This window comes from Thermovirga sp., from assembly GCA_012523215.1.
Taxonomy (GTDB): Bacteria; Synergistota; Synergistia; order Synergistales; family Thermovirgaceae; genus 58-81.
This window is the reverse complement of record JAAYIZ010000209.1, coordinates 1-12,560: the sequence shown is the minus strand read 5'-3', so window position 1 is coordinate 12,560 and position 12,560 is coordinate 1. Positions and strand designations below refer to the sequence as shown.

The window sequence follows — 12,560 nt, the reverse complement described above, 5'->3', positions numbered from 1 at the left end:
GGTCAGACCACCTTTCCCGAAGCAGATGGGGTTTCCGTGCCGTGGGGGCAAAACTCTTCGAGGCACGTGCCGGCCATCATGAGCCCCAGTTGTTCCTCGGTGACGCTGTCGGGATCCTCCACGAGGCCCATCAGTCTCCCGTTGTGCATCACCGCGATACGATCGCTGAGGGAGAAGATCTCCTCCAGGTCGTCGGAAACCAGGAGGACGCCCGCTCCCCGGTCCCTCTGCTCCAGGAGGGTTTCCCTCACGAAGTGGGTGGCGCTTACATCGAGCCCCCAGGTGGGTTGAACGGCAATGACCACCTTGGGGTCGTCGGACAATTCCCTGGCCAGCATGAGTTTCTGCAGGTTCCCGCCGGATAGCAGCCGGGCCGGGTAGCCCAGCCCGGGGTGGACGACGCCGAATCTCTCCACCAGTTGGCCCGTGCGGCCGGCGATATTTTCCCAGTGGATGAAAAAGCGGAACCGCGTGAACTCTTTTCTCCAGTATTTCCTCAGGGCGATATTCTCCCTGAGGTTCATTCCCCTGACGAGGCCGGTCCCGATCCTGTCGGCCGGTATATAGCTTACGCCTCTTTTCTGAAACTCCCTTATGGGCCGCCCCGCCAACTCGTACCCGTCGACCACGATGCTTCCTCTTTCGATCTTCCTGATTCCCGACAGGGCGTCGCAAAGCTCTTCCTGTCCGTTACCCGAGACGCCGGCCAGCCCGAGGACCTCCCTTTGCTTGACGTTGAAGGAAAAGTGGTCCACCCGCGTCCTCCCGCGATCCCCTATCACTACCAGGTCCCTGGCCTCCAGCACCACCCTGCCGGGGTTCTGCAGGGTCCTGCCTACCTGGAAGACCACCTTCCTCCCGACCATCTTGTCGGCCAGCGATTCCTTGGTGACTTCCGCGACGGGAACGGTGGCCACCTTCCTGCCCCTGCGGAGCACGGTGATGCGGTCCGATATGTCCATGACCTCATCGAGTTTGTGGGAGATGAACACGACTCCGTGCCCTTCGGCGGTGATCTGCCGGATGGTCCCGAAAAGGGCCCGCGCTTCCTGGGGCGTCAGCACCGAGGTGGGCTCGTCGAGGATCAATATATCGGCGCTGCGGTAGAGGGCCTTGATTATGGCCACCCTCTGCTGTTCGCCGATGGAAAGCTGCCACACGGGCGTCATGGGGTCGACGTGGATCCCGTACCTGTCCTGGATGCCCCTTATCCTTTCGACAATGGGGGCCTTGTCCATCAGAAAGGGGTTGTCCTCGAGGCCCAGGGCCACGTTCTCCCAGACGGAGAGGGTCGGCACGAGCATGAAGTGCTGGTGGACCATGCCAATGCCCGCCCGGAGGGCATCCCGGGGGCTTCTGAAGGCCTGGGCTCTCCCCTTGACGGTTATGGTACCGGCGTCGGGGGTGTAAAGGCCGCTGAGGATGTTCATAAGGGTACTCTTGCCCGCGCCGTTCTCGCCGAGAAGGGTATGGACCTCTCCCCTGTCGAGGTCGAAATCCACCCCGGCGTTGGCCTTGACGCCGACGAAAATTTTATCTATCCCCCGCATCGCGACAAGAGGTTCAGATTGAACCGGTGACAATCGCATCCCTCCGAGGCTTTATCCTGCGCAGCGGCCCTGATCTTCGGGAAAGAAAAGGGGGCGCGCTCTCCGCGCCCCCCGTAAAGAAAGGGTCTATTTCGGGATCTCGCCTTCTACTCCTTCCACGAACCAGTTCATGGCGAGCATTTCCTCGTCGGTCATCTTTTCGCCGCTCCTGATGACCTCCTCGCCCTTCTGGTTCCTGACGGGGCCATAAAAAACATCCCAGCCGCCTTCTATTATCTTTGCCTTTTCCGATTCGACGGCGGCGACGACCTCGGCGGGGACGACGTCGGAGATCGGCGAAAGGCCGACGAAGCCTTCCTTGAGACCCCACCAAATGTCGCTCGATTCCCAGGTCCCGTCAATGACCTTGCCCACGAAGTACTTGTAGGCCATGCCCCACTCCCATACGGGGGCGGTGAGGTGCATCGTGGGAGCGTAGTGGCTCATATCGTTGTTGTACCCGACCACATAGACGCCGGCCTCCTCGGCGGTCTGGGGAGCCGCACCCGAATCGGCGTGCATGGCTATGACGTCGGCGCCGGCGTCGATAAGGGCGAGGGTGGCCTCCTTTTCCCTGGCCGGGTCGAGCCAGGAGAAGAGCCAGACCACCTTGACCTTGACATCGGGGTTGACCTTCCTGGCGCCCACCGTGAAGGCATTGATGGCCCTGATGACCTCGGGGATGGGGTTGGCGGCCACGAAGCCGATGACATTCTTCTTGGTCATATTGCCCGCGACGAGCCCCGACAGGTACCTCGCCTGGTACATTCTCCCGAAGTAGTTGCCCACGTTCGGCGCCCTTTTATATCCTGAGCAGTGCATGAAGACCACGTCGGGGTTTTTCGCCGCCACTTCCTGGACAAAATCCATATACCCGAAGGAGGTGGCGAAAACCAGCTTGGCGCCGTTCCTGACAAAGGTCTCCATGACCCTCACCGAATCGGGACCCTCAGCGACGGACTCCACAAAAAAGCTCTCCACTCCCGGAAAGGCTTTCTCCATCTCCAGCCTGCCCAGGTCGTGCATGTAGGTCCACCCGCCGTCGCCGACAGGCCCCACGTAGACGAAACCGATCTTCAGGTCTTTTGCCGCCACGGGCTCAAAAGCCGAGGCTGCTGACACTCCCAGGACCACCAACAGACAGACCATCACCAGGACGAGCTTCTTCATTCGCTTCATACCTCCCCGGAATTATATGTTTCCCCTTCGGTTGACGCCTATATTTTGAACAAAAGGAAGCCGGACTTCAACTCCTTTCGGCGTTGTTCATGCCCGGCCATGGAAAGGGGTCGACGATGGAGGCCTTGTCCTCCCATGCTGAGGGGGTAGGAAAAGCCCTTGAGTTTGAAAGAAGCCTCTTTCATCGCGAAAACCTCCCTCGTTACGTCCGCGGCAAAATACAAAAAAATGGCGGAGACGTGTGGGAATCGAACCCACCGAAGCCGGCCATACCGACCCCCACCGGGTTTGAAGCCCGGGGCACTCACCAGAGCACACTCGCCTCCGACGGCCATAATATTCTAGATCCTTGGCGTCCTTCCGTCCACCGGGAAAAACGCGCCTCGACCTCACCCGCCCAGGCGCTCCCTGTCCAGGTTGTCCCTGAGCTTTCTCCGGGCGCGCTGGAGGGCGTTGTCCGCCTTCTTCCTCGGCCAACCGAGCAACCCCGCCGAGGCTGACACCGACCCGGTATGGATAAAGGCGTCCAGCGCGGCGACCTCCATGACGGAAAGCCCCTCCAGGAGTTCCTCGTCCAGGGCGGGGACGGTCCGGGCGATACCCGGATCCACCTCGGCGGGATCCAGGACCTGGACGTACCGGCGTACTTTTTCTCTCCTGAGGAAGGTCACCATGCCGTTCCTGGCGCAGGAAAAGGCGAAGGACGTGAACTTCCCCCTGCTGACGTCGTACTTCGGGAGGGCCTTGAGTATGGAGATGAACCCTTCCTGCAGCAGGTCATCGAAAAAGGGACTGCCTCCCCGGGAGAGCCTCCCCGCTACTCCCCTCACCAGGGGGGTGATCAGGACCAGCAGTTCTTCCAGGGCCTCCCCGTCGCCGGCCTTGCAACTTTGAAGCAGGGCTTCCGAGGGCTCCTCCCCCATCGGTCCGTCCTCATCCCGTCTTTTCAAGGTCCGACCGACCCGATGACAAGAGCCGGGGCGGCGGTTTCCTCGCCGATCTCAAAGGCACCCTCCAGGAGAGGGCGTGCCTCGTCCCACCGGCTTTCATGGCAGGAAAAGAAAACCCTGGCCAGCGGTTCATCCCTGGACACCCGGTCCCCCCTTTTCTTGAGGACCTCGAGAGCCGCGCCATGGTCAACGGCATCCTTCCTGGTGAGCCGGCCTCCACCCAGGATCCTCAGGGTTTCCCCCGCCGCCCTCGCGTCGCACCGGGTGACGAAGCCGCTCTTCCCGGCTTTTATCACCCGGGCTTTCCCGGCGAGGTGGCCTCCGCCGGCCGCCCTGCTGATGAACCCATCGAGGTCGCCGCCCTGGGCCCGGACCATCTCCCGGAACTTGTCGTAGGCCCGGCCTGTCTCGAGGGCGCTCTCGACAAGGCGGTAGCCCTCATCCAGGGAGCCGGCCCGGTCGCCCAGGCGGACCATGGAGGCGGCGAGCCTGAGGGAAAGCTCCCTGACGTCGACCGGTCCCTTCTGAAGGAGGACCTCCACGGCCTCGGCCACCTCGGCGGCGTTTCCCACCCATCTTCCCAGGGGTTGGCTCATGTCGGTCACAAGGGCCATGGCGCTCCTGCCCAGGGAAGCCGAAAGGCCGACGAGGTTTTCCGAAAGTTCAAGGGCCGACGCTTCGTCCGTCATGAAGGCCCCCGAGCCGCACTTCACGTCAAATACGAAGGCCCTGGACCCTCCTGCCATCTTTTTGCTGACGATGCTGCTGGTGATGAGCGGTATGGAAGGGATCGTGCCGGTCACGTCCCTCAATTCATAAAAAAGGGCTTCCGCCGGCGCCAGGTCCCCCGAGTGGCCGCTAATGGCGCAGCCGACGCTCCTCACCTGGTCGATGAACCGTTCCAGTTCGAGGTGGGCGGAAAAGCCCGGTATCGACTCGAGTTTGTCGACGGTCCCCCCGGTGAAACCCAGGCCCCTCCCACTGAGCTTTGCCACTGGGACGCCGCAGGCGGCGGCCAGGGGCACCACGACGAGGCTCGTCTTGTCTCCCACGCCGCCCGTGCTGTGCTTGTCCACGGGGAAGATATCCGGGGGAAACCGGACCACTCTCCCCGAAGTCGACAGCGCTTCGGTGAAGGCTTTTACCTCGCGGCGGGTCATCCCGCGGAAAAAAACCGCCATCAGCCAGGCAGCCAACTGGTAGTCGGCTACCTCGCCCTTTTGAGCGAGCCGGACGAACTCGCCGATCTCCGAAGGGGTCGATTCCCTGCCGTCGCGCTTGTCCTCGATGAAGGCTACGGGGTTCATGGGACCTTCAGCCCCAGTAACGCCACCATGGCCTTCAGGAGGCGCTCCAGTCTCCCGGCGGCTTTGTTCATCTCCTCGAGGACTTTCTCGTGGGTCATGGGAGTTTCCGTCATTCCCGCGGCACGGTTCGCCACGCAGGAGATGACGCAGACCCTCATGCCCCTATGCCTCGCGGCGATGACTTCCGGAACGGTGGACATGCCGACCAGGTCGGCCCCCAGCGTCCTCAGCATCCTTATCTCGGCGGGGGTCTCGAAGGAGGGACCGGGGAAAGCGGCGTAGACGCCCCGCTTGACCTGTATCCCGATGGATGAGGCGGCTTCTTCGGCTATCCTGATCATTTCGCGATCGTAGGTGAAGGTCATGTCGGGAAATCGCGGGCCCCAGTCGTCTTCGTTCTCTCCTCTAAGGGGGTTGAAACCCTGGAAGTTCATATGGTCATGGAGGACCACCAGGTCTCCGGGCGCCAAATCGTAACTGATGCCGCCCGAGGCGTTGGTGGCAAAATAAAAGGGTATGCCCATCTCGCCGAAAACCCGCACGGGGAATATGATATCGGCCGGGGAGTGCCCCTCGTAAAAGTGGACCCTTCCCTGCATGGCCAGCACGGGGACATCACCCAGGCGGCCCGAGACCAGCCTGCCGGCGTGCCCCGGGGCGGTAGAAAGGGGCCAACGGTCTATCTCGGCGTAGGGGATCTTCACGGCGTCCTCTATCGAGTCCGCCAGGGATCCCAGGCCGGAGCCCAACACCAGGGCCACCCGGGGTACCGTGCCGATCCTGCCCCTTATCATTTTCGCGGCGTTGATGACATCTTCCCTGTAGGACATGAAATGACCTCCTCGGACACCCCTTCGTCGACAGGACTCAGGCCCTGGGGTGGCTTTTATCGTAGACATCTCGAAGTTCCACGTCAAAGTGCGTATATTTCTCCGTGGTCATTATCGACGAGTGGCCCAGGAGTTCCTGGAGGACCCTGAGGTCCATGCCCCGCCGCAGCAGGTGGGTCGCGAAGGAATGCCTGAGTATGTGCGGGTGCAGCCTTGACCGCGAGATACCGGCTTTTTCGCCTCTTCTCTGGACGACGCGCCAGACATCTTCCCTCCTCAGGGGCCTGCCGTTCCTGGAGAGGAAGAATTTACCGGCGCGGGAACCTCCAAGCCGTTCTCTGCCCGAGGCCAGGTACCTCTCGACCCTGGCCTTGACCTTGCCGACCAGGGGGACGACCCTCTCCTTGCCTCCCTTTCCGCGCAGCCTGATCAGCCCCGAGTCGAGCCCCATGTCGGAGAGTTCCAGCGAGGCGATCTCTCCTGCCCTGAGGCCGCATCCGTAACCAACCTCGACGATGGCCCTGTCCCTGAGCGAGATAGGGTCGTCGCCTTCGCAGGCTTCCAGCAGCCTGTCCACCTCTCCTTCCGTCAGGACCTTCGGTAATTTCCTCTCCCTGGCGGGAAGCCGGAGAAGGTCGAGGGACCCCCCGGAAACGCCTTCGGAGGCTAAAAACCTCGTCCATGACCGGAGCGTGGCCGCAGCCCTCTGGATGGACGATTTGCTGCGCCCCGCCCTTGAGAGAAAACCCAGGTATTCCGCGATCCTCCCCGGCGAGGGCGGCGAAGGGGCGACGTCTCTTTCCGCGCAAAAGGAGAACCAGCCGCGAAGGTCGCTGCGATAGGCGTTGACGGTGTTCTCCGAGCATCCCCTCTCGTAGCGGAGGTAATTGAAAAATGTTTCAAGGTGGGGAAGATCCCTTTTCATGTTCCGCCGGCCTTCCCGGGGAGGGGCGCTCGAACCCCTCCCCTGTTTTGGCTTTTACCTCGAAAGAAACCAGTAGAGGGCGGTCAGTGTCTTCGAATCCTTGATCTCCCCGGAAAAAGCCATGCTCTTGAGCCGTTCCCGGTCGAACCTGGCCACATCCAGAAATTCATCGCTGTCGCATTCCTTCGGCGATGGAGAAAGCTCACTGGCGTGAAAGAGTATGATCAATTCGTCGCTGAAACCCGGCGAGGTATAAAACCGGGTCACCTCCGTCAGAACCCCGGGCATGAACCCGATCTCCTCTCTCAGCTCCCTGGCGGCGGTATCGACGGGATTCTCGCCCTCTTCGACGATCCCCGCCGGGATCTCCAGAAGGTACTCGCCGGTGGGGTACCTGTATTGCCTCACCAGGTAGAGGCCGCCCTCTTCCGTTTCGGCGACCACCCCCACGGCTGGGGCATGCTCCACCACCTCGCGGGCGGTCATGCCCCCGTCGGGAAGCCTGACCCTGTCAACTCGCAGGTTCAGGATCCGTCCCCTGTATACCAATTCGCCGGAAACCTTCTCCTCCTTGGGGAGCATGGCTTCAGGCTTTCTTGAGCAGTTCCCGGGCTATTTCCCTCCCCTTTTCGAAGGCCTCCAGGTTCATGGGAAGGAACTGGGGTTTCCTTTTGCCCAGTTTATCCTTGATGGTCTCGACGCAGGCCTCGACGCCCACCAGGTCGGTCGCCTCGACTATGGCCCCGAGCACGACGATGTTGGCGACCCTGTCGCTGCCAAGGGCAAGGGCGACGCTGTAGGCTGGTATCGGAAAAAGGGTGACATCCTTCCTGGGGTTGGGATAATTTACCAGGTCCGAGTTATACACCAGGAGTCCGCCGGGCTTCACCGATCCCTCGAACCTTTCCAGCGAGGGGTTGTTCATTATGACGGTGACATCCGCCTCCGCGACGACCGGCGAGGCGATCTCCTCGTCGCTGATGGCCACACCGCAGTTCGCGGTCCCGCCGCGCATCTCCGGCCCGTAGGAGGGGATCCACGTGACGTGGCGGCCCTCGTTTATGGCCGTGTAGGCCACCAATTGGCCCAGGACCATTATACCCTGCCCCCCGAAACCGGCGGCAATCATCCCTCTGAAAAATCCGGACATATCATTCCCCTCCCCTATTCGAAGTCCTTGAAGACGCCCAAGGGGTAGTGCGGCGTCATCGAGCTCTCGGTCCACTCGAAAGCCTGGACGGGTGTCATCCCCCAGTTGGTCGGGCAGTTGGAAAGAACCTCCACGAAGGAGTAACCCTTGCCCTCGATCTGGTTCAGGAAGGCTCTCTTGATGGCCTTCTTGGCCTCGATGATGTGCTTCGGCTTGGCCACGGAGACCCTTGTTATGAAACCGGGGGTCTCGAGGGTGGCGAGGAGTTCGCACATCCTCATGGGATAACCGGCCAGTTCGGGATCCCTTCCGAAGGGGCTGGTGGTGGTCTTCTGGCCGATGAGCGTCGTCGGGGCCATCTGGCCGCCGGTCATCCCGTAGATGGCGTTGTTTATGAAGATGGCGGTGAGCTTTTCACCCCTGTTGGCCGCATGAATTATCTCGGCCGTCCCAATGGAGGCCAGGTCCCCGTCGCCTTGGTAGGTGAAGACTATCTTGTCCGGCCTGGTCCGCTTTATCCCCGTGGCCAGCGCCGGCGCCCTCCCGTGGGCAGCCTCGCAGAAGTCGACGTCGATATAGTCGTACATCAGGGCCGCGCAGCCGACCGGCGCGGTCCCTATCGTATCGTCCTGTATGCCCAGTTCATCGATGATCTCGCAGATGAGCCTGTGGGTAATGCCATGCCCACACCCAGGGCAGTAATGGGTGTGCACGCCATCGAGCCATGCCTTCGGTCTTTCGTAGATCTTGGTCTCTTTCATTGGTCGGACACCTCCCCGTACTAAAGAACGGCCCTGAGTTGTTCCTCGATCTCCTTGACCGAGGGAGCTATGCCGCCCGCGCGCCCGAAAAAGGACACGGGAGCCTTCCCGCAAAGGGCAGCCTCGACATCCTCGACCATCTGCCCCATGTTCATCTCGACCACCAGGACGTGCTTGATCCCGGAGGCAAGTTCCCTGATCTTTTCCTTCGGGAAGGGGTAAAGCGTGATGGGCCGGAGCATGCCGATCTTTTTGCCTTCGTTCCTCAGGTTGTTTATGGCCGATCTCGCGATCCTGGCCGTCGTCCCAAAGGCGCAAAGCAGGACCTCGGCGTCGTCACAGTGGTAAGCCTCGAACCTGACCTCTTTTGCCATCTCGCGGTACTTTTTCTGCAGCATGATGTTGTGGTGTTCCAGGTCTTCGGGGTTGAGATAGAGGCTCCTGAGGAGGGACCTTTTGCCCCCGCGCTCCCCCATGCACCCCAACGCCCAGGTCTCCCTGGGTGGGAGGTCGGTCGAAAGGTGCTCCTTGATCTCGACGGCTTCCATCATCTGGCCCATGAACCCGTCGGCGAGGACCATGACGGGGTTGCGGTACTTCAGGGCCAGGTCGAAGGACATCTGGACGAGCTCCACGGCTTCCTGCAGCGTGCTGGGGGCGAGGACCAGCAGGCGGTAGTCCCCGTTTCCCCCGCCCTTGGTGGCCTGCATGTAGTCGGCCTGGGACGGAAGTATCCCTCCGAGGCCGGGCCCCCCTCTCATGACGTTGACGATGACGGCGGGTATCTCGCACCCGGCCAAGTAGCTGATCCCCTCGGACATGAGAGATATTCCCGGGCTCGACGAGGTGGTCATGATCTTCGTACCCGTCGACCCCCCCCCCATGACCATGTTGATAGCGGCGACCTCGCTTTCGGCCTGCACGTAGGCGCCGCCTATCTTCGGCAGTTTCGCCGACATGTACTCCGGGATCTCGTTCTGGGGCGTAATGGGGTAACCGAAAAAGTACTTGCAACCCGCCTGGATGGCGGCCTCCGCTATAGCTTCAGTGCCCTTCATGAGTTCTCGTGCCATGGATACCACCTCCGGCCTTATTGATCCTCTTCGAACCTGAACACTTCGATCGCCGCGTCAGGGCAGGTTGTGGCGCACAGTTTACAGGCTATGCATCCTTCCTTGAACTGCTCCACGGGTCGGTAACCCTTGCTGTTGATATGTTCCGAAATCCTCAAAACTTTGACTGGACAGGCTTCGACGCAAAGACCGCAGCTCTTGCAATATTCCTCGAGCACATTGATACGTCCTTTCGCCATTTACCCGCGCACCCTCTTCCTTCTTTTGGTTATTTACAGGCCGGTTCGAGGTGCCGGCCTCGTATCCCTTATGACCGGTCGTCAATCCTGGTCCACATATAGCCTTCCTCCCAGGGAAGCATCATGCGCCTGACCAGGGGCCATAGTTCGACGGGGGAGTCCTTTTGGAGCGTTTCGATTTGCGAAGCCAATAGCGGCGTGACCGTTCCGTAAAGGACCTCCAGACCCAGTGCCTCTCCAGCCGTGCAGACCTGCCGGTATCCCCAAAGGAGTTCTTCGGCGGTGGTCTGGTCCATGAGATGGGGATTCGCGACGAGGGCCCCGACCTTGAGTTCCGAGACCCCCTCGATGCCCTTCACCAGTTCGAGGACGCCCTCCGTATCCCTGGTGCTTGGCCTGAAAGGGTTCACCACCAGCACCAGCAGGAAACCCGCTTCCCTCATCAGGGCCGAAAACTGCTTCAGGGCCCTTCCACCGGCGGCGTCGCCGCCCACGTCGATGAGGAGCCTTCCTCCGGGAGCCTTAAGCGCCCAGGAAACCTCGGGGGTGATGATCGGCATATCGGACCACCGGGTGCTCTCGGGCGGGGTAAGGATGCGGAAACCCTCCTTCCTGAGGGTGTCGGCCACTTGCCTGACGCAGAAGTAGGGGTTGATGATATCCACGTCGGCTACGGTCACCTCGTCGCCACAGGCGCGAAAACCCAGGGCCATGTTCAGCACCCATTCCGTCTTGCCCGAACCCAGCGCCCCGGTGACGGCCAAGGTCTTCGGCCATTTCCTTTCGCAGAGGGAGGCCGGGAAGGAGCGCTCTCCCGTGGAAAAATTCACTTCAGCCTATCCCCTTTCCTGAAGTTCCGGCCCCGGGACCAACTGGCGCCGTCGGTCCGGCGGCGGCCTTCGGCCTGTACCTCCACGAGTTCGACGGAACCCTTGCCGCAAGCGACCAGGGGGTTTCCATCCACGAAGTCGACGACCTCTCCTGGAACACCCTCCTTGGATCCCCTTCGAGTCCTCCATAATTTTGTGCGTTTTCCCCGGAATATGAAGTGAGAACCCGGATAGGGGTTCAGGGACCTGACGAGATCGTGGACTTCCCTGGAAGAAATATCCCACCTGATCTCGATTTCCCGTTTTGATATCTTCGGGGCGAAGGTGGCCTTCTCCTGCGGCTGCTCCCTGAAGAATATCCTTCCCTTTCGGAATAATTCTAAACCCTCGAGAGCGATGTCGCTACCTTCCACGGCAAGGGTTTCCGCCATGTCGCCGAAGGTGTCCTCGTCGCCTATTTTTGCCTTTGAGGATAGCAGGATGGGGCCGGCGTCCATCTCGCTCACGAGCCTGAAGACGGTCACGCCGGTCTCCTTTTCTCCGTTCATTATCGCTCTCTGGATGGGAGCCGCGCCGCGATAGGCCGGCAGCAGGGAGGGGTGAATGTTGAGACACCCCGGTTCAGGCATCGAAAGGAAGGGTTCGCCTATCAGCTGGGAGAAATCGATGACAAAAAAGCAAAAGGGCTTCTCCTGCAGGAAGGAAGCCAGGATCGTCTCGTCACGATTGATATCGCTGGTCCTAAAGACCGGGATGCCCAGCTTCGAGGCCGTCCCGTCGACGGGGGTCTCTCTCTCGGCGAGGCCCCTGCCGGCGGGCCTGGGGCGGGCCGTGATGACCCTGCTGAAGGTCCGTTTCTCTGCGAGCGCCACCAGGCAGCGGGCGGCGAACCACCCGGAACCGGCGAACCACAGGGGACCCTCCAGGGTCATTTTTCCACCCTTTTCTGGAGCTTTTTCTTCAAAAATTGTCGTTTCAACGGGGAAAGGCGGTCGAGGAAAAGTTTGCCCTCCAGGTGGTCGATCTCGTGGGACAGCACCCTGGCGAGGAATCCCTCCTCCTCCAGCCTGAAAGGTTGACCATGCTCGTCCTGGGCTTCGACAACGACCCTGGCGGGCCGGGTGACCATCTCGAAAAAGCCGGGGGCGCTCAGGCAGCCCTCTTCCTGCACATCTTCCCCTTCCTGTTCGATCACGACGGGGTTGACCAGGACGATCCTCCGATCCCTCCAACCGACGACGGCGACCCTCAGGCTGACGCCGACCTGGGGCGCCGCGAGGCCCACGCCGTCGTTCGTCTCCATCGTCTCCCACATGTCCCGCAGAAGCGATTGGAGTTCCTCCCCGAAGTCGGTCACGTCCCTCGCCTTTTCTCTCAGGACTTGCTCGGGATACTCCCGGATATCTCTCACTGGCATCTCGCCGTCCCCTCCGGTTCCTGGCCTTAAAAAGCGGCCCCTCCAGGAAGGGCCGCCCAGTTTATCGATACTATTCTTCCAGGGACTCCTTGAGAATATCTCCTATGGTCACGTTGGTCTCCCCGTCGATAAACTGGGAGGGATCGTTGCGCTGCTCCCCCCTTCTCCGCCTCTTCACCGGCTCCCTTTCTTCCTGGGGTTCCGGCTCCTCGAGGGCGCTCATGCTGAGCCTTATCCTTCGCTCTGCGGTTTTTATCTCGATGACCTGGGCCTGGACCTCCTGCCCCTCGCTTATTACGTCGCCGGGCCT

15 protein-coding genes and 1 tRNA gene are annotated in these 12,560 nt (G+C 61.2%); all 16 read right to left on the bottom strand.

Going from position 1 to position 12,560, the window contains the following annotated elements:
• Nucleotides 1-2: 2 nt before the first annotated feature.
• Entirely contained in the window at nt 3-1,589 is a 1,587-nt protein-coding gene (locus GX108_05885) for an ABC transporter ATP-binding protein (protein NLO56567.1), read from the bottom strand.
• 87 nt (nt 1,590-1,676) lie between these two features.
• Nucleotides 1,677-2,759, bottom strand: a complete 1,083-nt coding sequence (locus tag GX108_05880; protein ID NLO56566.1) for a BMP family ABC transporter substrate-binding protein — start codon at nt 2,757-2,759, stop codon at nt 1,677-1,679.
• 238 nt (nt 2,760-2,997) lie between these two features.
• Nucleotides 2,998-3,094 (bottom strand) — tRNA-Sec (locus GX108_05875).
• Between the two features lie 63 nt (nt 3,095-3,157).
• A complete protein-coding gene (locus tag GX108_05870) occupies nt 3,158-3,691 on the bottom strand; it encodes a sigma-70 family RNA polymerase sigma factor (protein NLO56565.1) in 534 nt (177 codons plus the stop codon).
• 23 nt (nt 3,692-3,714) lie between these two features.
• Nucleotides 3,715-5,025: a thymidine phosphorylase gene (locus tag GX108_05865; protein NLO56564.1), complete on the bottom strand. Its 1,311-nt coding sequence runs from the start codon at nt 5,023-5,025 to the stop codon at nt 3,715-3,717.
• Nucleotides 5,022-5,855 carry a purine-nucleoside phosphorylase gene (locus GX108_05860; GenBank protein ID NLO56563.1) on the bottom strand — a complete coding sequence of 278 codons (834 nt, stop codon included), beginning with the start codon at nt 5,853-5,855 and terminating at the stop codon, nt 5,022-5,024. Before GX108_05860 ends, GX108_05865 begins: the two co-directional genes overlap by 4 nt.
• A gap of 37 nt (nt 5,856-5,892) precedes the next feature.
• Nucleotides 5,893-6,780, bottom strand: coding sequence for a tyrosine recombinase XerC (locus GX108_05855; GenBank protein NLO56562.1), 888 nt, complete (start codon nt 6,778-6,780; stop codon nt 5,893-5,895).
• Nucleotides 6,781-6,834: 54 nt separating this feature from the next.
• Nucleotides 6,835-7,362 (bottom strand): NUDIX hydrolase, encoded by a 528-nt coding sequence (locus tag GX108_05850; protein ID NLO56561.1) that lies wholly within the window; start codon nt 7,360-7,362, stop codon nt 6,835-6,837.
• 4 nt (nt 7,363-7,366) lie between these two features.
• Entirely contained in the window at nt 7,367-7,930 is a 564-nt protein-coding gene (locus tag GX108_05845) for a 2-oxoacid:ferredoxin oxidoreductase subunit gamma (protein NLO56560.1), read from the bottom strand.
• A gap of 14 nt (nt 7,931-7,944) precedes the next feature.
• A complete protein-coding gene (locus GX108_05840; GenBank protein NLO56559.1) occupies nt 7,945-8,691 on the bottom strand; it encodes a 2-oxoglutarate oxidoreductase in 747 nt (248 codons plus the stop codon).
• 20 nt (nt 8,692-8,711) lie between these two features.
• Entirely contained in the window at nt 8,712-9,764 is a 1,053-nt protein-coding gene (vorB, locus tag GX108_05835) for a 3-methyl-2-oxobutanoate dehydrogenase subunit VorB (GenBank protein NLO56558.1), read from the bottom strand.
• A 17-nt stretch (nt 9,765-9,781) separates the two neighbouring features.
• The gene (locus GX108_05830; GenBank protein NLO56557.1) at nt 9,782-10,003 is read right to left on the bottom strand and encodes a ferredoxin family protein; all 222 of its coding nucleotides are present in this window, start codon (nt 10,001-10,003) and stop codon (nt 9,782-9,784) included.
• Nucleotides 10,004-10,071: 68 nt separating this feature from the next.
• Complete coding sequence (locus tag GX108_05825; protein NLO56556.1) at nt 10,072-10,833, bottom strand: hypothetical protein; 762 nt, start codon at nt 10,831-10,833, stop codon at nt 10,072-10,074.
• Nucleotides 10,830-11,765 (bottom strand): methionyl-tRNA formyltransferase, encoded by a 936-nt coding sequence (fmt, locus tag GX108_05820; GenBank protein NLO56555.1) that lies wholly within the window; start codon nt 11,763-11,765, stop codon nt 10,830-10,832. The genes GX108_05825 and fmt overlap by 4 nt, the downstream gene beginning before the upstream one ends.
• On the bottom strand, nt 11,762-12,250 hold the full coding sequence (gene def / locus GX108_05815; protein ID NLO56554.1) for a peptide deformylase: 489 nt from the start codon (nt 12,248-12,250) through the stop codon (nt 11,762-11,764). The genes fmt and def overlap by 4 nt, the downstream gene beginning before the upstream one ends.
• A 70-nt stretch (nt 12,251-12,320) precedes the next feature.
• Nucleotides 12,321-12,560: 30S ribosomal protein S1 (locus GX108_05810; protein ID NLO56553.1), on the bottom strand; the 240-nt coding region annotated here is incomplete at its 5' end.